Consider the following 23,133-nt stretch of genomic DNA (forward strand, 5'->3'; position numbering starts at 1 on the left):
CATAGTTTAATTAGGAGCTATTTTTTACTATAACTAAATTAGTATTATTACTTTTTTGATGTATGTGGAGGGATATGATGTTGAATGCCGAAAAATTAGTGCAATCTATGCTGGATGCTTTTGGTGAACTATTACAATTAGAAATGGCCTATTTCACTTCAAATGGTGAAGTATTTCTAGCAACAGAAGAATATAGAAAGCAAAAAGGGATAACAGTACACCTGCCGTTCTTCCAAAAATATTATTCTAAGTCTGTTCAATATTTACAAAAGCCTGGCCAAATGAAAGTGTGTTCTGGTTGTAGATTCCAAAATAATTGTCCATCTAAAGTGGAAATGATGATGAATTTAGTAAAAGGAGATCGTCACTTCGGATATTTGACATTTGTCAGTTTTACAGAGGAGGGGGAGAAAAAACTTTCTTCTGAGCAGAAGATATATCAGAATTGGTTAACTCGGTTGGGAGATATGATTATCAATGCCTTGAACAGTGAAGGATCCTATTTATTACTTGAAAATAAAAAAGGAACTGACACGAAATATGTATTAGGCAACGCACCTCACTTACAACTTATCAAGAGTAAGTTAAGTAGTATTGCAAATAGCCCATCGTCAATTGTCATAACGGGAGAGACGGGGACGGGAAAAAGTTTATTAGCTAAATATATCCATTCAAATAGCATTACACATAAAGGGAAATTTATAGAGCTGAATTGTGCAAGTATTCCTGAAAACTTGTTTGAAAGTGAGTTATTTGGCTATGATGAAGGGGCGTTTACAGGGGCAAGAAGAAAAGGAAAAATGGGCTATTTTGAAGTGGCAGACAAGGGCACTTTATTCCTCGATGAAATTACAGAATTACCATTACATTTACAGGCAAAGCTGTTAACGGTATTGCAAGATGGACTTATTTATAGAGTCGGAGCAATTGAGCCTAGAAAAGTAAATGTAAGAATTATTGCTGCTACAAATAAATCTTTAGAAGATATGGTGAGAAAAGGTGAGTTTCGTTCGGACTTATATTATCGTCTAAATGTTATCCCTTTAACGTTGCCCCCTTTAAAGGAAAGAACGGATGAAATTGAATATTTGATTGAAAAGCTACTTGAAAAGATTCAGCATAAAACAGGGAAATTTATTAAAGATTTTTCAAATGAATTTTTGGAGGAGTTGAAATTATACTCTTGGCCAGGGAACATAAGAGAGTTAGAAAATGTATTAGAGTACAGTATGGTAATGGAAAATTCCCTACAATTAACTAAGGAAAGCTTACCCAAATATATTATCGAAAAGAATAAAGCGAAAAATCTTTATAGCAATTCTACTATATTAAAAGATACAGAAATGGAGGTCATCTACCAAATGCTCGCTCGATATGGAGATGATACTGCTGGAAAAGAACGAGTTGCCGAAGAATTGGGAATAAGTACAAGGACGCTTTATAGAAAACTAAAAAGTGTAAATTTATAGTATAAATTAGTTTGACACAAATACCAAGCTTGTGGAAGATTTTTAAATTCCTCACCTCCTTTGAGTAATTTAAAGTGAACTTCCTAGGTATTTGTGTTTTTTTATGGTTAATTTTAATGACAAAAGTGACAACAGAAATGACAAATATGGCAAAAGGAAAGTGAGTATATTGTTAACTCTCCTATTGATCGCATTATGAAAAAGTAGCTTTAACACCTGAAGTTTCTGACTTTTCTGCAGATTGAATAGTTTTGTGAAATTAAGTTTTCTACAGTTGGCACGTATTTTGCTAGATATATAGTAAGGAAATGAAAGGAGGAAGATGTATTTGGAAGACTACTTTGAATTAGAAGGTAAAGTGGCTGTGATTACAGGAGGGGCCTCGGGGATTGGTCTTGCTACAGCTAAATTATTAAGTGAGTTGGGAACGAAAACTGTGATTCTAGATATAGATCAACAAAAAGGTGAAGATACAGAAAAAAATTTAAAAGAGGCTGGTTTAGATGTTGAGTTTTTAAAATGCGATGTGACGAATACACAAGACTGCCAAAATGTGGCTGATTCTATCCAGAAAAGATACGGAAAAGTAGATGTACTTTTTAATAATGCGGGTATTATTCGCAGAAAAACAGTAGTGGATCTAGACGAAGCGGATTGGGATGCTGTTATTAATGTTTCACTTAAAGGGGTTTATCTACTTTCTAAATACTTAATCCCACTCATGAGAGATAACGGTGGCAGTATCATTAATACAGGTTCAGGATGGGGAATCAAAGGTGGAGACAAAGCTGCATCTTACTGTGCTGCAAAAGCAGGAGTTGTAAATTTAACAAAGGCTATGGCCATTGACCATGGCCCTGAAAATATACGCGTAAATTGCATTTGTCCTGGAGATACTGACACGCCATTACTACGTGGGGAGGCAAAACAATTAAACATAGACGAATCAAGTTTTTTACGTAGTTCGGCTGTAGATAGACCGTTAGCAAGACTAGGAACACCTGAAGATATTGCGAAAGGGGTTCTATTCCTTGCAAGTAATTTATCAGCTTGGGTTACAGGAACTACATTAACAGTTGATGGTGGCGGATTAGCCTAAAATTAATAATAGAGGGAGGCATTTTAAATGAGTAAAAAGGTTCATCCATATATTCCTAATATGGTATCTGAGGTCAAACAAGAAATGTTAGAGGAAATAGGAGTTCAATCCGTTGAGGAGCTTTATTCGTGCATTCCGGAAAATTTACATTTTAAAGGTACGATGGATATCCCGAAAGCTTTGAATGAATTAGAGTTACGACGCCATATTGATGGGCTTTTAAATAAAAATATAAGCTCCAATGAATACATTAATTTTCTAGGAGCAGGTTGCTGGCAACACTTCATTCCAGCCGTATGTGATGAAGTGAACCAACGTGCGGAGTTTTTAACAGCTTATGCAGGAGAGCCCTATGAGGATCATGGTCGCTTTCAAGCATTATTTGAATATCAAAGCTTGATGGCGGAGCTTGTGGATATGGAAGTTGTTAATGTTCCCACATTTGATTGGGCTCAAGCTGCATCTACGGCGATTCGTATGGCTAGTCGGATTACAAAGCGTACGAAGATTTTACTTGCTAATACACTTTCTCCAGAACGCAGAAAAGTTATAACAAACTATGGTACACCCCAATTATCATTTGAAGGGGTCAAATTTAATATTAATACAGGATTAATGGACTTAGCCGATTTAGAAGCAAAATTGTCAAACGAGGTTGCAGCTATTTACTTCGAAAATCCATCATATTTAGGCTTCATCGAGTCGCAAGGACAGGAAATTTCACAACTAGCTAAAAAATATGGCGTACTGATGATTGTTGGAGTTGATCCAAGTTCACTAGGGGTTTTGGCACCACCAAGTCAATATGGGGCTGATATTGTTTGTGGAGATCTTCAACCATTAGGTATGCACATGAATTATAGTGGAGGGCAAGCTGGATTTATTGCAACCTATAACGACCCGAAATTTGTGAATGAATATCCATCCCGCTTGTTCGGTATCATTCCGACTGTTAAGAAAGGTGAATATGGTTTCGGTGACATTGCCTATGATCGTACTTCATTTGCGGATCGAGAAAATGGTAAGGAATCTGTAGGTACACAAACAGCTCTTTGGGGTATTACGGCAGGTGTGTATTTATCATTAATGGGACCTAATGGCATGTATGAGTTAGGTCAAGTTATCATGCAAAACAGTCAGTATGCAGTAATGCAATTGAATACGATTAAAAACATTCGAGGTTCAAGAATTACCTCACCATTTTTCAAAGAGTTCATTATAGATTTTAATGATACAGGATTAACAGTAGAAGAAATTAATTCACGATTACTAGAGCAAAAAATCTTTGGCGGTAAAGATTTATCGTTGGAGTTTCCTGAATATGGTCAAGCAGCACTCTATTGTGTAACCGAAGTTCACACAAAAGAGGATATCGATAAGCTAGTGAATGCTTTATCTACAATTACTGGAAATTAAATGGTGGAAAGGAGTTTTAACATGGATAAGATTGTAAGAGATAATGTAAATAAAGACTTTCATCAAGCTAAATGGAATGAACCTATTATTTTTGAGTTACATCAACCAGGAGAAGTCGGAGTAGAAGTTCCACAACCTTCAAATGAGGTAGTAGAAGCGGTCGGTGATGGTGTTTCATCTTTACCGCAAAATATGAAAAGGGTAGCTAAACTGAATTTACCAGAAATCGGTCAAGCACGTGTGCTACGACATTATGTAAGGCTTTCACAAGAAACATTAGGCTCTGATTTTAATGTTGAAATTGGACAAGGTACTTGTACGATGAAGTATATTCCTAAAATTAATGAATTGCTTATTCGTAATCCTAAAATAATGGAACTTCACCCTTTACAAGATCCAAGTACTGTCCAAGGAATGCTCGAAATCATTCACAATATGGACTTAGCGATGCGTGAAATTTCCGGGATGGATCGCTTCTCCTTCCAACCAAGTGGTGGGACACAAGCATTGTTTGCCATGGCATCAATTGTACGCAAATATTTTGAAGTGAAAGGTGAGGCAGATCAACGTAATGAAATTATTACAACCATCTTCTCTCATCCATCTCAAGCAGCTACAGCAGTAGTAAAAGGTTACAAAATAATTACTATTCCCCCAGATGAAAATGGTTTCCCAGATATTAATAAATTGAAAGAAGTTGTATCAGAAAGAACTGCTGGATTTGTAGTAGCTAACCCTGAAGATACAGGAATTTATAATTCTAAAATTAAGGAATTTACGAAAATAGTACATGATGCAGGTGGAATTTGTTACTACGACCAGGCAAATGCCAATGGACTGTTAGGAATTACACGTGCAAGAGAAGCAGGCTTTGACATGTGTTTCTTCAATCTTCACAAAACATTTGCAGCACCTCACATGTGTGGAGGACCAGCAACAGGGGCGCTCGGGGTGACAGAAGAATTAAAGCCATATTTGCCAGGACCAATTGTTGAGAAGGTTGGAGACCAGTATGTGTTAAATGATCAATTAGAGCATTCGATTGGAAAAGTACGATCATTCCATGGAGTAGCACAAACTATTTTACGCTCTTATGCTTGGGTTAGAGCACTAGGAGCAGATGGTCTTAAAGCCGTGGCAGAAACAGCTGTATTAAATAATAATTATCTGTATAGTAAAGTATCAAAAATTCGTGGTGTAAGTGTGCCGTATATACAAGGGCAACGATTAGAGCAAGTTCGATATAGTTGGGAGCAACTGGAGAAAGAAACAGGTGTGACAACAGAGGATGTGCAGCGCCGAATGACTGACTTCGGTTTACATTACTGGACTAGTCATCATCCTTATATTGTTCCGCAACCATTTACACTTGAACCAACAGAATCCTATTCTAAAGCAGATTTAGATGAATATATTCAAGCGCTGGAGCAGATTTCTAAAGAAGCATACGAAACGCCAGAAATTGTTAAAGCAGCACCGCAAAATAGTACAATTCATCAATTAATTGAAGCAGATTATTTAGATGAGCCATCAAAATGGTGTATTTCATGGAGGGTATATCAACAAAAGATGAAAAATAAAAAGGAAGTATTAATAAATAATAGGTAGGGGGTGTTAGGATGAGAACCAATCATAGAAGTTTAAAAAATAAGAGAGTCGTCATCACGGGAGGCGCTAGTGGTATAGGATTAGCCACAGCACAACGTTTTATAGAAGAAGAATCGATAGTGGCTATTTTAGATATTAATAAAGAAGGTATTGAACAATCGATAAAAGAAAATCCCGGAATTGCTAAAGGATATGTAGTAGATGTTAGTAACCCTGAAAATGTAAATGCTGTTTTTGAGAATATAAAAAGAGATTTAGGTGGTGTAGATGTTTTTATTGCGAATGCAGGTATTAGCATTCGCAATAAGTTTCTTGATATTAGTCCTGAACAATGGAATAAAGTATTAAACATTAATCTAAACGGTGTATTTTATACTTCACAAGCAGCCGCAAAAATTATGGTGGAGCAGGGCAAGGGTGTCATACTTATGACAGCGTCTACAAATGGAGTGACAGGTCATCCATTCTATGCGGATTACAACGCTTCCAAAGCAGGTGTTAATCTATTAGCAAAAACAATGGCGTTAGAGCTTGCTCCAAATATCAGAGTAAATACGATATGTCCTGGATACGTGCTAACGCCAATGCAAATGGCTGAATATACACCAGCTATGTTGGAAGTTGTCAATGAAGGTATCCCCCTGAAACGACATGCAGATCCTCAAGAAGTCGGAGCATTATACGCTTTCCTTGCTTCGGATGATTCGTCCTATATTACCGGACAAGCCATTGCTATTGATGGTGGAGAACTAGCTTAATTAAATGGAAGGGGTTATTTGATGAAGAAAAATACATTCTATTTTTTATTATTGGTGTTGGTCATTTCGTTGATGGCGGCATGTTCGGACAATAGAACAAATACACAAGTTGCGGCAACTGCGGATGCAAAAAGTGAGGATCAAGACAAAGGTGTAGCAACAGAAATGAAATTGGTTAAGGACGGAAAGTTAACATTTGCAATGAGTGGTTTACTAAAACCATTAAATTATAAGGAAAATCAAGAACTAGTCGGCTTTGATGTTGAGATCGGGAAAGAAATCTCAAAGAGGATTGGCCTTGAAGCAAATCCCGTAACCAATCCATGGGAAACGATTATTCAAGGGTTACGAGGAAATAAATATGATGCGATTATTGGTAGTATGACAGCAACTGAGGAAAGGTCTAAACAGGTTGATTTCTCAATTCCTTATTATGTTTCAGGTGCTACAGTATTTATCTCTAGTGAAAATAAGGATATTAAAACAGTAGAAGATTTAAAGGGAAAAACGATTGGTGTTATGCAAGCTAGTACTTATGTTGAAGATGCAAAGAAATATACAGATAAAATCAAAGAATTCCCTAGTGAAATTTATGCATTACAGGATCTTCCACCCGGTCGTCTAGATGCAGTGATTACAGATAGAATTGTAGGTATTTCAGCAATGCAAGAGTCAGGATTGAAGATTCAAGCCCTAGGAGAGGTCATTAAAAGAGAAGAAATAGCAGTGGCGATTAATAAAGATAACGAAGTTTTATTAGAGGCGATTAATAAAGCGATTGAAGAGATGGTCGAAGATGGAACGTATAAAGAAATAAGTATGAAATGGTTTGGGAAAGACTTGTTAGAGTAACTGTTAAAAATAGCGTGCCTAGTATGCTAAAGATGTACTAGGCATAGAAAATAATTGAATTATAAGCTAAGTAAATTGAAAATTCTTTCTATTTTACTTTCTAAATAAGTGTCTTTCATATCCACATCCTTAAAAGAGGTTAGGTGATTACTATGGATTTTCTCACAAATGTAACATCAATATTTCAAAAGCATGGCATTGAGTTTTTAAAAGCGACCGTTTTAACCATTGAGTTAACAATAGTTTCTTTATTTATTGCATGTGTGATTGGGTTAGTGTTTGCCTTTTTTAAAGTATCCAATATTCAAATCCTGGAAAGTATTGCTAATACCTATATTTTTGTTGTTCGTGGTATGCCTTTAATTGTACAACTTATGTTCTTATACTATGGAATTTCTAGTATCTTTACCTTAACAGACTTTGCAGCTGGGGCCATTGCGCTTGGAATCCATTCAGGAGCTTATATTGCAGAAATTTTCCGTGGATCCATTCAATCTATAGATAAAGGCCAAATGGAGGCTGGTCGATCTTTAGGAATGACCTATTTTAAAACAATGAGACGAATTATTTTGCCACAGAGTTTTAAAAGAGCTATTCCAGCATTAGCTAATCAATTCATCATAGGGTTAAAAGATTCGTCTTTAGTAGCCTACATTGCAGTATCTGAATTATTTAACCATGCACTATCAACCCAAGCTTACAATTATATGCCTCTTGAAACATACTTTGTTGTAGGAATTTATTATTTAATTTTAGTCTTATTATTCACATTGTTATTTAATAAACTTGAAAGTCGACTGGATGTTGGAAGGAGGAAAAAACGTGATAAAGTTGAAATCGCTTTCTAAATCATTTGGTGACTTGAAGGTGTTAAAAGATATAAACCTTGAAATTAATAAATCGGAAGTAGTTGTTCTCATAGGGGCTAGTGGCTCAGGGAAGAGCACTTTATTACGCTGTATGAATTTTTTGGAAATATTAGATTCAGGTACGATAAGCATTAATGATGAAATTATTGATGTAAAAAGAACTAATTTAAATCTTGTAAGAGAAAATATGGGTATGGTATTTCAACATTTCAATTTATTTCCCCATTTAAGTGTTTTACAAAATATAATAGAAGCACCTATTCAGGTAAAAAGGCAAAGTAAAGAAGAAGCAATTAAATTTGCTATGAATTTGTTAGAACGAGTTGGTCTTGCTGATAAAGCTAATTACTATCCGGAACAACTATCTGGTGGTCAAAAACAACGAGTTGCTATTGCTAGGGCACTTGCAATGAATCCGAGTGTTATGTTATTTGATGAACCAACATCAGCATTGGATCCTGAGTTGGTAGGGGAAGTTCTAGAAACCATGAAAAGCCTTGCTAAAGACGGCATGACGATGGTCGTCGTCACACATGAAATGGGCTTCGCTAAGGAAGTAGCCGATAGGGTAATTATGTTAGCAGACGGTAAAATTATTGAAGAGGGCTCTCCAGTAGAAATTTTTAAAGCTCCAAAACAAGAAAGAACCATTAAGTTTTTACAGCAGGTTTTATAATTATTTCTGTAATTAGGGGATGATGATCGATGTTAAAAACGTATGAAGAAGTATTAAGGGTTACGAACGAGCTTGTAAATATTGAAAGCATTGTAAATACCGAAGGGGAAATTGATATTTCAAAGTCACTGGCTAAAACAATTTCTAGCCTACCTTATTTCCAGAAAAACTCCAGTTATGTATTTACTTCACGTACGATAGATGATGAGGTTGAAAGATACAATGTGTTTGCCTTTGTAAAAGGTACTAAAGGAGATAGTAATAAAACGGTTGTGTTAATGGGACATACAGATACGGTAGGTATCGATGATTATAATAGTTTGAAGGAGAAAGCTTGTTTACCTAATGAACTTCATGAAGCGTTAAAGAGTGAAAAAGTGCCGCCGTTGGTAAGAGAGCATTTAGAATCAAATGAATGGTTATTTGGTAGAGGAACACTTGATATGAAGAGTGGTGTTGCAAGCCATTATTATTTATTAAAATATTATTCTGAACATCCAGAGGAACTGAATGGAAACATTGTATTTTTTGCTGAGTGTGATGAGGAGGATAGTTCCCATGGAGTATTGTCTGGTTTAACGGATCTAAAAAGGTTAAAAGAAGAACATGGTTTTGATTACGCAGCATTAATTAACTCCGATTTTGTTGCTCCTAAGTATGAGGGGGATGAAAGTAGATATATATATAAAGGCAGCGTCGGTAAACTACTCCCTTCCTTTTATATTACTGGGGCGGAAAGTCATGTAGGTTCTAGTTTTGAAGGACTTGACCCTAACTATATTGCTGCAGAGTTAACTAGACAAATTGCATATAACCCAGAGTTATGTGATCAATCATTAGGAGAAACACCAATGCCACCTGTAAGTTTGAAGCAAACTGATTTTAAAGAAACATATACAGTACAGACAGCTCTTGCTTCCTATGTATATTATAATTTCTTTGTGCAATCCTGGTCACCTAAAGAGGTCTTAGAAAAGTTAAAAATCCATGCAGAAATGGCATTTGATAATGCAATCACTAATTTAAACAATCACTATAAGAGATATTGCGAAATAAGTGGTCAGGAATATGCAAAATTGCCATGGAAGACAAGGGTATTGTTCTATGAAGAATTAGAACAATCAATTATTGTAGAATATGGGGACGATTACAAAGAACATATAAAAATTTTTAAACAGGAACTATTAAAAAATAAAGCGTTAGATGTACGTATGTATTCTGCAAGAGTGGTAGAAGAAGTTTGGAAGTGGTCGAAGGATAAGAGTCCTGCAATAATTATTTTTTATTCTTCATTGTACTCACCATGTGTTGAAGTAACCGGGAAAAATGAAAAAGAAAAAAATTTACTAATGGCTTTAGACTATGCTGTTGAAAAAGTTCAACCATATTATGATAAGCCTATTGTTCAAAAAAACTATTTCCCTCATATTTGTGATATGAGTTGCGTCGCTATAAATGTCGATGAAGATAGTGTGAATTCAGTTATTAACAATAATCCTAGCTGGGGAAGCAAACATTATGTAAATTATGATGCCATTAGAGAACTAAATATCCCTGCAATCAATATTGGGCCATATGGATATGATGCACATAATAGATATGAAAGAACCGAATTGAAATATACTATGGAGATAATGCCCAATTTAACAAAGCTAGTAATAGATAAATTGCTAAATAATTAATGGATACATGCTCATGGTCATTCCTATTTTACTTCTTTTGATAGTTATCTAGCGACAGCCTTGATCTCTATGTAAAATACTCTTAATAGCTAATGATGTAGCTTAGAAATTGGCAGCTTACTCTTGTTCGCATAGAAAAAACACCTTCACGTTGATTGTTTGGTTAACCCATTATTCAACGAAAGGTGTTTTATTTGTCTCATTATATTACTGATAGAGTAAATCTTCTGCTAGGTGAGTAAACACTTCACCGATTATGGATTCCTCGGCATATACCGAGGAACCTGTATTTTCTTCAGGTTGAGCGAAAGGAATATGAGCTATTACATTGGTCTGCAATAAATCTGCTAGTTGCTCAGCGCCACCCTGTCCAAATAGAAAATTTTTGTGACCATCGGGCCCTTCAAAATAAGCCATGTTTTCGACAACACCGAGAATGGTATGTTTCGTATGTTGGGCCATTAAGCCAGCACGTAAAGCGACATGAGAAGCGGCTAGATGGGGTGTTGTCACAATTAATTCCTGTGCCTGCGGAATCATCGCTGCCATATCAATCGCCACATCCCCTGTACCAGGTGGTAAATCTATCAGTAGATAATCTAAATCTCCCCATAGCGTGTTGACAAGAAAATTGCGAATCCACTTGTTCAGCATAGGTCCACGCCACATAACAGGCTGGTTATCCTTTGTAAAAAAGCCCATCGACATTATTTTAACGCCATGGCTCTCTACTGGAATAGCCGTTTGGTCAAGCATAGTAGGCTTTTGCTCAATATTCATCATGGCAGGAATACTAAAGCCATATATATCGGCATCTAAAATACCTACACGTTTCCCAAGACGGGCAAGTGCGACGGCTAAATTAATAGTCACAGTAGACTTTCCTACACCGCCTTTACCACTTGTTATAGCAATGAATTGAACGCCAGAATTAGGCAGTAACATATTCGGCATTCCTTGATCTGTTACATTTTTCGATTTTAACATGGATGTTAATTCACGACGCTCTTGGTCCGACATAGCCCCAAAGGTAATGGCAACATCGGAGGCACCAATTGCTTGTAGTGTCTTCTCGACATCTTGCTGGATAGTTGCTTTTAACGGACATCCTGGAATGGTTAACATAATATCCAGGGCTATTTGGGTGTCGTTTATTTGAATATTACGTATCATATTTAAATCTACAATACTCTGGTGCAGTTCAGGGTCTTCTACCTGTTTTAATGCGTTTATCACATCTTCTTTTACGAACATTAACGTAACCACCTTACTCTTTTAAGCCTTTGCCAAGTCCTTTTAAGAAATGGACCCCGAAATTAAGTGCGCGATTGACATCTGGATCATTTAACATTTTTACGAGCTTAAAGGCACTTACTTTTTCATCGGACTCCAGTGCTTTGTTCGCTTCATCTACACCAGCGTTTAGGCCTTCAATTAGCTTTGTTGTTGTTTCAGGATTGAGCTCTGTCAATGCGCCTGCGACACCCATTAAATTGTTAATGATATTTGTGACAGGCTTGCGTGTTAATTGCCCAAGGGCAATATGAGCCACTTCCTCTTTTGCTTCTAATAGCTTAGTAGCTGCCTCTAATGCACCTATATCATTTAATTCAGCCATAATGGTGAATACTTGATTGACTGCTTCTTCATGATCAGAAAGTAGTTGTTTTAAATTGTCTAATTTCTGTTCCTTTAGTTGTTCTTCTGTTAATTGTTGTTTTCTTATGTTTGTAATCGGTACAGCCATGCTCTCACTCTCTTTCATTAGTAGTTGTTAAGTGAACGTAGCCAGGACGATTCCATTTCCGTTGTACCTCCACACCGTTTTGAGGATGACGTTTTTTATAGCGTGGATTTGTGCGTGGAAGTGGTGATTTTCCTTTTGCTTTTAACACTTCTACGCGTACCTTTGTTTGCTTATAGGCTGGTGTGGATGTATTCACATCTGCTGCAGGGCCCGTTAAGAAGTTGATGGCTGAATCTTTGCTTACCGAGTTCATTGGTAAAAATAATTCATTTCCTTGCACCCGATCTGTGACAAGAGCATTTAGCTTTAATGCACCATATGGAGACACTAATCGCAGTAGGGCGCCATCTGCAATGCCTCGTTCTTTCGCTAATTCTGGTGACACTTCCACGAAAATTTCAGGTACCTTCGATTGAATACCTTTCGATTTATTTGTTAGGTTCCCCTCATGGAAGTGCTCAAGCATACGACCATTGTTAATAAGACAATCATACTGTGCCTCAAACTCAACAGGTTGTACCCAATCATTTAAAGCAAAGCGAGCTTTTTTATCTGGGAAGTTAAAGCCATCTTCATATAATAAAGGTGTATCTTTTCCATCATGACTACCCCAACAGAAGCTACCCCAGCCTTCTAGAACATCATAGTTGGCTTGAGAGAATAGGGGAGACAAGCTTGCCATTTCATCAAAAATGTCACTTGGGTGGTTATATTGCCAATCTGCACCTAAACGACGAGCAACTGCTTGAAGAATTTCCCAATCTGCTTTTGATTCACCAAGTGTTGGTAAAGCTTGATATAGACGCTGCACGCGACGTTCCGTGTTTGTGAATGTACCTTCTTTTTCTAATGAAGGCGCAGCGGGTAATATGACATCCGCATATTGTGCTGTTCGTGAAAGGAAACAATCTTGAACCACAAAAAAGTCTAGTTGTGACAGCACCTCATCGACATGGTTGGCATTACAGTCTACAAGCGCCATATCCTCACCTACTAAATACATCGCTTTCATTTTCCCTTCCATGATCGCATCTAGCATTTGCATATTATTTCGACCTGGTTGTGATTGAATAGGGACACCATAGGCTTTTTCAAATTTTGCACGTGCCTCGTCATCCGTTACTTTTTGATAGCCTGGCAATAAATTTGGTAGTGTACCCATATCGCATGCACCTTGAACATTGTTATGACCACGAAGAGGGTAGGCACCTGCACCTGGTCGACGATAGTTACCAGTTGCTAATAATAGATTCGATATAGCGGCTGATGTATAAGAGCCACCTGTATTTTGTGTTACACCCATACCCCAAAGAACACAAGTGCCATCTGCATCACGAATCATTTCAGCAACCTGAATCAATGTTTCTTTAGAAATACCTGTCATTTCTTGTGCGTAATCGAGTGTGTATTTTTCCAGTACTTGTGTAAAATCACTAAAATGAAGGACGTTTTCTCGAATAAAGGCCTCATCGTGCCAACCTTGATCGATCATATATTTAGTAACAGCCATTAACCAAACTTGGTCAGTACCTTGTTTCGGACGCATAAAGATATCTGATCGTTCTGCCATTTCATGTTTACGAATATCCGCGACTATTAACTTCTGACCATGTAATTTATGTGCACGTTTCACACGTGTCGCCAGAACGGGGTGTCCTTCAGCAGGGTTAGCTCCAACAATAATGACAAGACCAGCTTTGGCAATATCTTGAATGGTACCAGCGTCACCACCCATACCAACAGTACGTAATAAACCGTCAGTAGCAGGAGATTGACAATAGCGAGAACAGTTATCCACGTCGTTTGTTTCGAATAATTGACGCGCCATTTTTTGAATTAAGTAATTTTCCTCGTTCGTAATTTTAGACGAAGAAATAAAGCCAACAGAACCAGGGCCATATTGTTGCTGAATACCGCCGAGCTTAGAGGCAATTAAATCTAGTGCTTCATCCCATGACGATTCAACAAACTCTTCATTTTTACGGATAAGTGGTTTTGTAATACGCTCCTCTGAATTAATGAAGTCCCAGCCGAATTTTCCTTTGACACAAGTAGAAATGGCATTAACTGGACCATCAGATGGTTGTACTTTTAAAATTTTACGTCCTTTTGTCCAAACTTCAAATGAGCAACCGACACCACAGAACGTGCAGACTGTTTTTGTTTTTTTAGTACGTTTACTGCGCATAGCTGCTTCAACTTCAGAAACGGCAAAAATACCACTATAGCCAGGTTCAACTTCCTTAATCAAATGAATCATGGGGTCCAACATATCCTGTTTAAGACCTGTCATAAATCCAGCTTCTCCAAGCATCGATTTTTCCATTAAGGCATTACATGGACAAACGGTTACACATTGACCGCAACTTACACAGGAAGAATCATTGATTGCAACACCCGTATCCCAAATAACGCGTGGTCTTTCAGCCTCCCAATCAAGAGATAATGTTTCGTTTACCTGTAAATTTTGACAAACCTCCACACATTGACCACAAGCAATACATTGGTTGGGATCGTAGCGGTAAAACGGATGTGACATGTCTACCTCATGAGGTTCAACTTTTGGCTTATAAGGGTATTTCTGATGTTCGATTTCCATTAATTCAGCTGTGTTGTGTAACGCGCAATTCCCATTGTTGTTATCACAAACTGTACAGTACAATAAATGGTTTTCGAGTAGACGGTCCATTGCTTCTGTTTGTGCTGCTTTTGCTTTGTCTGAAGTTAAGTAAACATCCATGCCGTCTACTGCCTTTGTGGAGCAGGATCGAACTAATTGGCCATTGACCTCTACGATACATGTATCACATGTTTCAATTGGATCAACAGCTGGTACATGACATATTTGAGGATGTGGGATGTCATGTTGATTAATGGTATCAAGGATTGTAGCTCCTTCTTTTACATCATACGATACGCCATTAATTTTAATTTGAGTCAAGGTTACTTCCTCCTTTTGCACGTTGAGACTACTAGACAATATGTTACGCTTAAGACAAAAGGGAATAACAATTAGAGTTGGTTATTTCTGAAAAGTTTGTCTTGTTATCATTGTAATTCCCAATGGTTCTTAAAAGCTACCTCAAAATAGGTAAATTGCTAGATCGTAACAACTTAGCAAAGTCTTTGTTGTGAAAAAATAAAAAAATCCACCATGAAATCGCACGTCTAAGACATGCTAATGATTCATGGTGGATAAAATTCTTAGCAGGTCTTGCTAAAAACTCAATCTACTTTTATTTTTATACAATAGAATTCAAATATTAAAAACACTATGCTTTATATGACATAGGGAACAAAATACATCAATTCCATTTGTGATATAAATGATTATAGCCCTTTCCTTCAAAATGAACAATATTTATCATAAAATTTATTAAATGAGAATTGTTATCAAGAAATATTTTCTCTTTTATTTTTTTTCATGTTGCTATATCATTAACAAACTGTAAGGGTGACCCTCATCTCAATTTACTAAAAAAAGTTAAAATACGATAGGAGAATCATTGCTATGTCTAAAAAAGTACATGAATTTAATGACATGATTCGAAAGTTGCGTAAGGAATTATTCGGTAAAGGACCAGAGCGTATCCATACCGTTTTTGTTGAAAATATGGCTGTATCTACTTTGTACGGAAATATTACCCCGACAGAAAAATTCATTGCCAGTACACCTGAAGGGTTAAAAATGGTACATGCTGCAAGAACAAGTATGATTCAAGATTTATATACGCAATCACCGCCAGAGGGAATGGAAGAATTGATGGGCAGTAAATTGCTTCACTTATTTTCAGATATAAAAATTGAAGAGGATTTTGCGATTTCCGTCTTTGTTTTTGAAAAGAACATCAGTGAGTAGGGGGAATGCCTGATGGATCGAGCGATAACACGAAAAATTGTCCGTGTGGAAGGGCAGCAAGTAAAAGAAATAGATGATTTGATTGTCTCAGAATACGCTGTTACAGTAAAAATTAATCAGCAAGAATTTGTTACGATGGTGTGTACACCAGAGTATGTGGAAGATATGGTCATCGGTTATTTAGCTTCGGAGCGAGTTATTCGTAGCTATGAGGATATTGAGGAAATTTGGCATCAAGAGAAGGAAGGCTTTGTCCATATAAAAACTAAGCATGTCAATCCCTATTATCAGCAGACGCAAAACAAACGTTATATTACCTCTTGCTGTGGTATGAGTCGACAGGGCTTTGTGTTTACCAATGATGCATTAGTAGCGAAAAAAATGGAAGACGTTCATGTGCAAATAACAACAGAGGATTGCTTCCGTTTAATGCATGCGATGCAGGATGGGGCTGATATTTTTAAGAAAACAGGTGGTGTGCATAATGCCGCACTTTGTGATGTCCATGGCATCGTTTTAACCCGTATGGATATTGGACGACATAATGCTTTAGATAAAATTTACGGCTATTGTCTTCGCCATCATATTCGTATGCAAGATAAGGTTATCGTCTTTAGTGGGCGAATATCGTCGGAGATTCTTTTGAAAGTATCCAAAATTGGCTGTGAAATCGTTTTATCTAAATCAGCACCAACAGAATTAGCCTTGCAATTGGCCGAACAGCTAGGTATTACAACAGTGGGCTTTATTCGCCAGGATTCATTGAATATTTATACACATCCACAACGCATCCTATTATCAACTCAGAATGCACTGAAAGAAGGAGATTAGATGACGGATCTACAAGACCAACTTCACAGACCGTTAAGAGATTTAAGAATATCCGTGACAGATCGCTGTAATTTTCGCTGTCGCTATTGTATGCCAGCAGAAGTGTTTGGTCCAGATTACGCATTTTTACCGTCTGATAAAATATTAAATTTTGACGAGATTGAACGTTTAGTAAAAATTTTTGTGTCGTTAGGCGTTAAAAAGATACGTATTACAGGTGGAGAGCCATTGCTCAGACGGGATTTACCCGAATTAATCGCACGAATTAACCACATAGACGGTGTAGAAGATATTGCCTTAACAACAAATGGTTCATTATTAAAAAAATATGCCCAGCCACTGGCAAAGGCAGGATTATCCCGAGTTTCAATTAGTTTAGATTCACTCAATGATGAACGTTTTTTCGAGATGAATGGCCATCGAGGAAAGGTATTAACGGTGTTAGAGGGAATTGAAAAGGCAGCAGAAGCGGGTTTACAAGTAAAGATAAATATGGTTGTTCAAAAAGGCAAGAATGATCAAGATATTGTCACAATGGCTCAATTTTTTAAAGAAAAACAGCATATTCTACGCTTTATTGAATATATGGACGTAGGTAATTCGAATGGTTGGCGATTAGATGATGTAGTATCTAAAAAAGACATCATTGAGCAAATTCATTCGTTTTCTCCGATACAGCCAGTAGCTCCAAATTACAAAGGGGAAGTAGCAACGCGTTATCAGTATCAAGACGCACAGGGGGAAATTGGTGTCATCTCATCTGTGACGGATTCCTTCTGTTCCACATGTTCTCGTGCGCGTCTCTCTGCAGAAGGAACATTATACACTTGTTTATTTGCTACAGAAGGTACAGATTTAAGAGATTTATTGCGTTCAGGGCAAAATGATGCGGCCATTATGGACTGTATTACAACTGTTTGGACAAAAAGAAATGATCGCTATTCTGATGAACGCAATGAACAAACAATGGCAAAGAGGAAACATGCAAAAATCGAAATGTCTCATATAGGAGGGTAGAGCATAAAACAGAAAAAATCGGCAAAATGATGCCGAATTTTTCTGTTTATTTATGCACAAAAGTGCCACTTTTTCCACCTGTTTTTTCAACAAGGTAGGTTTCTTTAATGACCATTGTTTTATCAACGGCTTTACACATATCATAAAAAGTTAATGCAGCAATTGACACAGCAGTAAGGGCTTCCATTTCAACACCTGTTTTCCCGCTACATTTAACAGTAGCTTGAATATGGAGCTCATAGCCATGTTCTGCTTTTTCATAGTCAAATTGGAGATCTGTGCCTTGAAGCATGATGGGATGGCACATAGGAATGATATCGGCCGTTTTTTTTGCACCCATAATCCCTGCAATTTGAGCAACTTGTGTCGGATCACCTTTTTTAATGCCACCTTGTTGAATGGCTTCATAGACGGCATCAGATAAAGTAATCGTACTGCGAGCAATGGCTGTACGTGTTGTGACTTCTTTTGCTGATATATCGACCATTTTGGGACGACCTTCCTCGTTCCAGTGTGTGAAATTATTCATTGTTAGACTCCTTTTTAGTAGTTTGTGACCAATCTTGTTGGGCATTGATATTGATAAATGTTAGGCAATTGTCCTCAAAAGGGACATAGCAAACACGAACTTGCTCTAACAGCACTTTCATACTGCGTTTGTTTTGCTCCGTTAACTGTTGCGCCTTTGGTAAAGCGGTGCGCCGATATAATGCAGCTAATGGTTGATCGCGTTGGGCTTGTCTAGGAACAATAGCATCATATTCGTCATTAATTTTACTAAGCATTTTCTCAATAAAATCTGCATTCATATAAGGCATATCGCTCGCTACAACAAAGAACCATTCTACATCAGGATTGGCTTTCATTAAATGGTGCAGGGCAAAAAGAGGTCCTTGATGTGGCTGCTCTTCGATAATCCATTGGACATCTTCCTGCTCAAACATCTGTTGTAGGTGTGCGTTCGTAGCAATGATGAGAGGATCTAGCTGATTTTTTTGTAAGGCTATGAGACTATGTTTATATAAAGGCTGCCCAGCAAACAGTTCAAACATTTTAGGCTGACCATAGCGAGAGGATAGCCCGCCAGCTAACACAACACCTGCTATTTTCATAAGCGATTCAACTCACCGACAAAATGTTGGACTGTTGGAACAATAAGCTTTGTCATAGCTAGTGTCACTGCATTGGTGGAACCGGGTAATACATAGATAGCTGTTTGCTGACGGCTACCAGCTGTTGCCCGACTAAACATTGCTTTTGGACCAATTTCTTCAAAACTAAGTGTTCGAAACAACTCACCAAATCCCATCATTTCCTTTTCAAAAAGCGGCAGAATGGTGTCATAGGTTTGGTCTCTTGGTGTAAATCCTGTTCCACCTGTGACAATAACGGTATTGATTGTCGGATCACTGCACCAATTCTTCACATGCATGGCGATATCCTGTGGTTCATCCTTTGTTAGTTGATAGTCTCTTACTTCAAATGTAGCTTCTTGAAGCAAGGATTGAATACGCTGACCTGCATGATCATCTGCCTTTGTGCGTGTGTCACTAACGGTTAAAATTGCAACTTGAATGGGTTGCTGGTGATGTGTGGGATGCACAGTAAAAGACCTCCTTCATTCGTGTTTAACTGAAAAACATTGCTTTTATTATAATGCTATAAAGCAAAAGGTCAAACGAAAATTCATAGAAAGAAAGGCCCCATTGTTATGCAAAATAGATATTCTAGACAACAATTATTTAATTCTATCGGACAAGCAGGGCAGCAGTCCATCCAGCAAAAACATGTCCTCATTATAGGTGCGGGTGCATTGGGAAGTGCTAGTGCAGAAGCTCTTGTCCGTGCTGGTGTTGGTAAGCTGACGCTCATTGATCGTGATTATGTAGAATGGAGTAATTTACAAAGACAGCAATTATATACAGAACAAGATGCACAGGAAAAATTACCGAAAGTGATTGCTGCCAAAACAAGGCTCCAAAGTATCAACAAAGAGGTAGATATTCATGTCGCCATAATGGATGCTTGTACAGAGTCACTTCTGCCATTATTAGTAGGTGTCGATGTCATGGTCGATGCAACAGATAATTTTGATGTCCGCTTTGTGATGAATGATCTTGCACAAAAGCATCGAATTCCATGGGTGTATGGCTCTTGTGTTGGTAGCTATGGTGCGACCTATACGATTGTACCAGGTACAACACCTTGTTTGCATTGCTTGTTAAAGGTTATGCCCCATACAGGAATGACGTGTGATACGGTAGGAATTATTAGTCCAACAGTTCAGATCGTTGCTGCCTATCAAGTAGCAGAGGTTTTAAAGCTACTCGTTGGTGATGAAAAGGCCTTACGAAAAAGCTATTTAACGTTTGATGTTTGGCAAAATCAACATTATGAAATCAATGTGGAAAAAATAAGGCAGGAGGATTGTCCCTCTTGTGGTAGCAAACCAATCTATCCTTATTTATCCTATGAAAATCAAACGAAATTAGAGATTCTTTGTGGACGAGATGCAGTACAAATACGACCTCCGAAGCCGATTTATTATCAGTTGGAGCAGCTAGCCAACCAGCTTCGTCCCTACGGTGAAATTCAAAAAAATCCTTACTTGCTATCATGTCAAGCTGAGGATTATCGAATCGTTATTTTTCAAGATGGTCGTGTCGTTATACATGGAATACAAGATATACAAAAAGCTAAAAGCATTTACTATCGTTTATTGGGTTAAAGGAGTGTACCGAATGGTAGAAAAAAGACAACCAATTCCTGTGGCAGAAGCTGTTCATCGTGTAATGGATTATGCCTTTCAAGCAAAAAAGGAGCTTGTGCCATTAACGCACGCTCATGGACGTTTTATAGCAGAAGCTATTCGAGCTGACCATGATGTACCTGCCTTCGATCGTTCCCCTTATGATGGATATGCTATTCGTTCTATTGATAGCCGAGAAGCTTCCTCGCAGCAACCAGTCCGTTTTCAGGTCGTTGGGGAAATTGGTGCAGGCTATGTCTATGACGAGGTTGTTGGCGAACGACAAGCTGTCCGTATTATGACAGGTGCGCCTATACCACAAGGGTGTGATGTAGTTGTGATGCTGGAATTAACATATACGTTTGAGGAAAATGACCAAAAGTATATGTCAATTAAACGGTCATTTGAGGCGGGTACCAATATATCCTACAAGGGAGAAGATGTGCAGCAAGGTGCCATCCTCATTGAACGAGGGCAATATATAAACCCAGGAGTCATGGCCTTACTCGCTACTTTTGGTTATGAGCAAGTGCCTGTTTATCGTAGACCTGTCATTGGTGTGATTGCTACTGGTAGCGAATTACTAGAGCCAGGTGAACCTTTACAGCCTGGTAAAATTCGAAATAGTAATGCGTATATGATGATGGCTCAAATTGAACGTGCTGGCGCAGAAGTAAAATATTTCGGCAAATTAAGCGATGATCTCAATTTATGTATTGAGCATGTGGAAAAAGCCTTACAGGAAGTCGATGTTCTCATTACAACGGGTGGCGTTTCTGTAGGTGATTATGATTACTTACCAGCCATTTATGAAGCGATCGATGCAAAGGTATTGTTTAATAAAATAGCAATGCGCCCAGGTAGTGTGACAACGGTAGCGGCTCGCAGGGGACAATTACTATTTGGACTTTCTGGTAATCCTTCAGCTTGCTATGTAGGCTTTGAGCTATTTGTACGCCCAATTATTCGTACTGCATGTGGCAATCAAAAACCACATTTACGTCGAGAGCAAGCGATTTTAGGAGCAGATTTTACAAAGCCTAATCCATTTACACGCTTCGTACGAGCGAGTGCCTACTATGAAAAAGGTCAGTTAGTTGCTGTCCCATCTGGGTTTGATAAATCAAGTGCGGTTTCATCTTTAGCGACAGCCAATGCTTTGATCGTTTTACCTGGTGGCTCACGCGGCTATGAAAAAGGGATGTCAGTAGCAGTCCTATTGTTAGAAGATAAACAAGGAAGTGAGTGGCCTTGGGACAAAATCGAAAAATCCTACAGATAGTTGGCTATCAAAATAGTGGAAAGACGACATTAATGGAGCAACTGATCAAGCAAGCTACAGCAGCAGGACTACGAGTAGGGACCATTAAGCATCATGGACATGGTGGAGTACCACACGTAGATGCTTCGAAGGATAGTGGTCGTCATGAGAAGGCGGGAGCAGATGTCACGGCAGTTGCGGGAGCAGGTACTTTACGGATGAGTATTCACCAAAATCATTGGCATCTGGCTGAAATACTAGAAATGTATGCATCCTTTCCACTGGATGTCATTCTAATTGAAGGCTATAAAAAAGAACATTATCCGAAGATCGTGCTCTTACGAACAGCACAGGATGAAGCTTTACTACAACAAGTTTCTAATATTATTTGTGTGCTCTATTGGCCAAGCTATCCACTTGATTCGTCACTAGCTATTCCAGCCTTTTCAATTCATGAAGAAGCACAGTATATGAAGTTTTTATGGAAGGAAATGAGGAAACCATCATGACGTCAGCGTTATTTGAAATTATTGATAAACCTATTGATGTAGAGGAAGTAAGACAAAAAGTACTTAATCGAAATGCTGGGGCTATTACACTTTTCATTGGCACCGTGCGTGAAATGACGAATGGTAAAAAAACATTGCATTTAGAGTATCAAGCCTATCCTGCTATGGCAATTAAAATGTTTGAACAGATTGCAAAGGAAATACAAGAACAATGGTCAGAAGTGAAAGTGGCCATCACCCATCGTGTAGGTCATTTAGCTATTTCGGATATCGCTGTAGTCATTGCTGTTTCATCACCACATCGTAAAGTGGCCTATAGGGCGAATGAATATGCAATTGACCGCATAAAGCAAATTGTGCCGATATGGAAAAAAGAACATTGGGAGGACGGGACTGAATGGATTGGCGATCAATTAGAAAATGTCCCTTATCCGCAAGGAAAACCTGCCATTCAGGAGGAGGAAAAGTGTGATTAATATTTTATTATTTGCTCACTTACAGGAAGTAGTTGGGAAATCGAAGCTCACGGTAGAGCTCTCAGATGTGTCGGTTGCTCAATTGAAAGAGTGGATGGAACAGCAGTATCCGGAGCTATCATTACAACAAATGATGACAGCCATTAACGAGGAATTTGCGACAGATACAACGATTATCAACTCGGGTGACACGATCGCTTTTATACCACCAATCAGTGGGGGGTGACTGAAAAGAGGTAGTTGGTTGTAACCAAC

23 protein-coding genes are annotated in these 23,133 nt (G+C 38.0%); 17 read left to right on the forward strand and 6 right to left on the reverse strand.

The window, feature by feature from the left end; translation table 11 throughout:
* Window positions 1-77 precede the first annotated feature (77 nt).
* The 9 genes from ABC382_RS02030 (at window position 78) to ABC382_RS02070 (ending at window position 10,429) form a co-directional block, all read left to right on the forward strand.
* Window positions 78-1,469 (forward strand): sigma-54 interaction domain-containing protein, encoded by a 1,392-nt coding sequence (locus tag ABC382_RS02030; protein ID WP_274793442.1) that lies wholly within the window; start codon window positions 78-80, stop codon window positions 1,467-1,469.
* A 322-nt stretch (window positions 1,470-1,791) separates the two neighbouring features.
* A complete protein-coding gene (locus tag ABC382_RS02035; protein ID WP_313470104.1) occupies window positions 1,792-2,568 on the forward strand; it encodes an SDR family NAD(P)-dependent oxidoreductase in 777 nt (258 codons plus the stop codon).
* Between the two features lie 27 nt (window positions 2,569-2,595).
* Window positions 2,596-3,984 (forward strand): aminomethyl-transferring glycine dehydrogenase subunit GcvPA, encoded by a 1,389-nt coding sequence (gene gcvPA, locus ABC382_RS02040; protein ID WP_274793440.1) that lies wholly within the window; start codon window positions 2,596-2,598, stop codon window positions 3,982-3,984.
* Window positions 3,985-4,005: 21 nt separating this feature from the next.
* Window positions 4,006-5,592 carry an aminomethyl-transferring glycine dehydrogenase subunit GcvPB gene (gcvPB, locus tag ABC382_RS02045; protein ID WP_274793439.1) on the forward strand — a complete coding sequence of 529 codons (1,587 nt, stop codon included), beginning with the start codon at window positions 4,006-4,008 and terminating at the stop codon, window positions 5,590-5,592.
* An 11-nt stretch (window positions 5,593-5,603) separates the two neighbouring features.
* The gene (locus ABC382_RS02050) at window positions 5,604-6,350 is read left to right on the forward strand and encodes an SDR family NAD(P)-dependent oxidoreductase (RefSeq protein WP_312506498.1); all 747 of its coding nucleotides are present in this window, start codon (window positions 5,604-5,606) and stop codon (window positions 6,348-6,350) included.
* A gap of 21 nt (window positions 6,351-6,371) precedes the next feature.
* Window positions 6,372-7,202, forward strand: a complete 831-nt coding sequence (locus ABC382_RS02055) for an ABC transporter substrate-binding protein (RefSeq protein ID WP_322610618.1) — start codon at window positions 6,372-6,374, stop codon at window positions 7,200-7,202.
* A 152-nt stretch (window positions 7,203-7,354) separates the two neighbouring features.
* Window positions 7,355-8,050, forward strand: coding sequence for an amino acid ABC transporter permease (locus ABC382_RS02060; RefSeq protein WP_322610619.1), 696 nt, complete (start codon window positions 7,355-7,357; stop codon window positions 8,048-8,050).
* Complete coding sequence (locus ABC382_RS02065) at window positions 8,025-8,747, forward strand: amino acid ABC transporter ATP-binding protein (protein WP_312506496.1); 723 nt, start codon at window positions 8,025-8,027, stop codon at window positions 8,745-8,747. Before ABC382_RS02060 ends, ABC382_RS02065 begins: the two co-directional genes overlap by 26 nt.
* Before the next feature lie 29 nt (window positions 8,748-8,776).
* Window positions 8,777-10,429, forward strand: a complete 1,653-nt coding sequence (locus ABC382_RS02070) for a M20/M25/M40 family metallo-hydrolase (protein ID WP_274793434.1) — start codon at window positions 8,777-8,779, stop codon at window positions 10,427-10,429.
* Between the two features lie 207 nt (window positions 10,430-10,636).
* Here the strand turns inward: ABC382_RS02070 and ABC382_RS02075 are convergent, their stop codons facing one another.
* The 3 genes from ABC382_RS02075 to fdhF are packed head-to-tail and all read right to left on the reverse strand — an operon-like array spanning window position 10,637 to window position 15,117.
* The gene (locus tag ABC382_RS02075; protein ID WP_322610620.1) at window positions 10,637-11,683 is read right to left on the reverse strand and encodes an Mrp/NBP35 family ATP-binding protein; all 1,047 of its coding nucleotides are present in this window, start codon (window positions 11,681-11,683) and stop codon (window positions 10,637-10,639) included.
* Window positions 11,684-11,696: 13 nt separating this feature from the next.
* Window positions 11,697-12,176, reverse strand: a complete 480-nt coding sequence (locus tag ABC382_RS02080; RefSeq protein ID WP_322610621.1) for a helical membrane plugin domain-containing protein — start codon at window positions 12,174-12,176, stop codon at window positions 11,697-11,699.
* Window positions 12,177-12,180: 4 nt separating this feature from the next.
* Window positions 12,181-15,117: a formate dehydrogenase subunit alpha gene (gene fdhF / locus ABC382_RS02085; RefSeq protein ID WP_274793431.1), complete on the reverse strand. Its 2,937-nt coding sequence runs from the start codon at window positions 15,115-15,117 to the stop codon at window positions 12,181-12,183.
* A gap of 570 nt (window positions 15,118-15,687) precedes the next feature.
* Here fdhF and ABC382_RS02090 point away from each other — a divergent pair.
* The 3 genes from ABC382_RS02090 to moaA are packed head-to-tail and all read left to right on the forward strand — an operon-like array spanning window position 15,688 to window position 17,883.
* On the forward strand, window positions 15,688-16,035 hold the full coding sequence (locus ABC382_RS02090) for a Na-translocating system protein MpsC family protein (RefSeq protein WP_274793430.1): 348 nt from the start codon (window positions 15,688-15,690) through the stop codon (window positions 16,033-16,035).
* Window positions 16,036-16,047: 12 nt separating this feature from the next.
* Window positions 16,048-16,866 carry a formate dehydrogenase accessory sulfurtransferase FdhD gene (gene fdhD / locus ABC382_RS02095; RefSeq protein WP_322610622.1) on the forward strand — a complete coding sequence of 273 codons (819 nt, stop codon included), beginning with the start codon at window positions 16,048-16,050 and terminating at the stop codon, window positions 16,864-16,866.
* Window positions 16,867-17,883: a GTP 3',8-cyclase MoaA gene (gene moaA, locus ABC382_RS02100; RefSeq protein ID WP_274793428.1), complete on the forward strand. Its 1,017-nt coding sequence runs from the start codon at window positions 16,867-16,869 to the stop codon at window positions 17,881-17,883.
* A gap of 46 nt (window positions 17,884-17,929) precedes the next feature.
* On the opposite strand, the gene moaC is transcribed toward moaA, so the two are convergent.
* From moaC to ABC382_RS02115, 3 genes are read right to left on the reverse strand one after another with little or no spacing between them, the layout of a single operon-like run.
* Window positions 17,930-18,412 (reverse strand): cyclic pyranopterin monophosphate synthase MoaC, encoded by a 483-nt coding sequence (gene moaC / locus ABC382_RS02105; protein WP_322606606.1) that lies wholly within the window; start codon window positions 18,410-18,412, stop codon window positions 17,930-17,932.
* A complete protein-coding gene (gene mobA / locus ABC382_RS02110) occupies window positions 18,405-18,995 on the reverse strand; it encodes a molybdenum cofactor guanylyltransferase (RefSeq protein WP_322610623.1) in 591 nt (196 codons plus the stop codon). The genes moaC and mobA overlap by 8 nt, the downstream gene beginning before the upstream one ends.
* The gene (locus tag ABC382_RS02115) at window positions 18,992-19,486 is read right to left on the reverse strand and encodes a MogA/MoaB family molybdenum cofactor biosynthesis protein (protein WP_274793425.1); all 495 of its coding nucleotides are present in this window, start codon (window positions 19,484-19,486) and stop codon (window positions 18,992-18,994) included. Before ABC382_RS02115 ends, mobA begins: the two co-directional genes overlap by 4 nt.
* A 108-nt stretch (window positions 19,487-19,594) precedes the next feature.
* Here ABC382_RS02115 and ABC382_RS02120 point away from each other — a divergent pair, with 108 nt between their 5' ends.
* From ABC382_RS02120 to moaD, 5 genes are read left to right on the forward strand one after another with little or no spacing between them, the layout of a single operon-like run.
* Entirely contained in the window at window positions 19,595-20,611 is a 1,017-nt protein-coding gene (locus ABC382_RS02120; protein ID WP_274793424.1) for a thiazole biosynthesis adenylyltransferase ThiF, read from the forward strand.
* A 13-nt stretch (window positions 20,612-20,624) separates the two neighbouring features.
* Window positions 20,625-21,914 carry a molybdopterin molybdotransferase MoeA gene (locus ABC382_RS02125; protein ID WP_322610624.1) on the forward strand — a complete coding sequence of 430 codons (1,290 nt, stop codon included), beginning with the start codon at window positions 20,625-20,627 and terminating at the stop codon, window positions 21,912-21,914.
* Window positions 21,878-22,402, forward strand: coding sequence for a molybdopterin-guanine dinucleotide biosynthesis protein B (gene mobB, locus ABC382_RS02130; protein ID WP_274793422.1), 525 nt, complete (start codon window positions 21,878-21,880; stop codon window positions 22,400-22,402). Before ABC382_RS02125 ends, mobB begins: the two co-directional genes overlap by 37 nt.
* Window positions 22,399-22,878 (forward strand): molybdenum cofactor biosynthesis protein MoaE, encoded by a 480-nt coding sequence (locus ABC382_RS02135; protein ID WP_274793421.1) that lies wholly within the window; start codon window positions 22,399-22,401, stop codon window positions 22,876-22,878. The genes mobB and ABC382_RS02135 overlap by 4 nt, the downstream gene beginning before the upstream one ends.
* Window positions 22,871-23,104 (forward strand): molybdopterin converting factor subunit 1, encoded by a 234-nt coding sequence (gene moaD, locus ABC382_RS02140; protein WP_274793420.1) that lies wholly within the window; start codon window positions 22,871-22,873, stop codon window positions 23,102-23,104. Before ABC382_RS02135 ends, moaD begins: the two co-directional genes overlap by 8 nt.
* Window positions 23,105-23,133 lie beyond the last annotated feature (29 nt).

Source organism: Lysinibacillus phoenicis, from assembly GCF_047238325.1.
In the GTDB taxonomy this organism is placed as follows: domain Bacteria; phylum Bacillota; class Bacilli; order Bacillales_A; family Planococcaceae; genus Lysinibacillus; species Lysinibacillus irui.

Excerpts from the sequence above, each read along its gene's own strand:
- ABC382_RS02030 (WP_274793442.1), top strand. The coding sequence starts at position 78 with ATGTTGAATGCCGAAAAATTAGTGCAATCTATGCTGGATGCTTTTGGT.
- ABC382_RS02035 (WP_313470104.1), top strand. The coding sequence starts at position 1,792 with ATGTATTTGGAAGACTACTTTGAATTAGAAGGTAAAGTGGCTGTGATT.
- gcvPA (WP_274793440.1), top strand. The coding sequence starts at position 2,596 with ATGAGTAAAAAGGTTCATCCATATATTCCTAATATGGTATCTGAGGTC.
- gcvPB (WP_274793439.1), top strand. The coding sequence starts at position 4,006 with ATGGATAAGATTGTAAGAGATAATGTAAATAAAGACTTTCATCAAGCT.
- ABC382_RS02050 (WP_312506498.1), top strand. The coding sequence starts at position 5,604 with ATGAGAACCAATCATAGAAGTTTAAAAAATAAGAGAGTCGTCATCACG.
- ABC382_RS02055 (WP_322610618.1), top strand. The coding sequence starts at position 6,372 with ATGAAGAAAAATACATTCTATTTTTTATTATTGGTGTTGGTCATTTCG.
- ABC382_RS02060 (WP_322610619.1), top strand. The coding sequence starts at position 7,355 with ATGGATTTTCTCACAAATGTAACATCAATATTTCAAAAGCATGGCATT.
- ABC382_RS02070 (WP_274793434.1), top strand. The coding sequence starts at position 8,777 with ATGTTAAAAACGTATGAAGAAGTATTAAGGGTTACGAACGAGCTTGTA.
- ABC382_RS02075 (WP_322610620.1), bottom strand. The coding sequence starts at position 11,683 with ATGTTCGTAAAAGAAGATGTGATAAACGCATTAAAACAGGTAGAAGAC.
- ABC382_RS02080 (WP_322610621.1), bottom strand. The coding sequence starts at position 12,176 with ATGGCTGTACCGATTACAAACATAAGAAAACAACAATTAACAGAAGAA.
- ABC382_RS02090 (WP_274793430.1), top strand. The coding sequence starts at position 15,688 with ATGTCTAAAAAAGTACATGAATTTAATGACATGATTCGAAAGTTGCGT.
- fdhD (WP_322610622.1), top strand. The coding sequence starts at position 16,048 with ATGGATCGAGCGATAACACGAAAAATTGTCCGTGTGGAAGGGCAGCAA.
- moaA (WP_274793428.1), top strand. The coding sequence starts at position 16,867 with ATGACGGATCTACAAGACCAACTTCACAGACCGTTAAGAGATTTAAGA.
- moaC (WP_322606606.1), bottom strand. The coding sequence starts at position 18,412 with ATGAATAATTTCACACACTGGAACGAGGAAGGTCGTCCCAAAATGGTC.
- mobA (WP_322610623.1), bottom strand. The coding sequence starts at position 18,995 with ATGAAAATAGCAGGTGTTGTGTTAGCTGGCGGGCTATCCTCTCGCTAT.
- ABC382_RS02120 (WP_274793424.1), top strand. The coding sequence starts at position 19,595 with ATGCAAAATAGATATTCTAGACAACAATTATTTAATTCTATCGGACAA.
- ABC382_RS02125 (WP_322610624.1), top strand. The coding sequence starts at position 20,625 with ATGGTAGAAAAAAGACAACCAATTCCTGTGGCAGAAGCTGTTCATCGT.
- ABC382_RS02135 (WP_274793421.1), top strand. The coding sequence starts at position 22,399 with ATGACGTCAGCGTTATTTGAAATTATTGATAAACCTATTGATGTAGAG.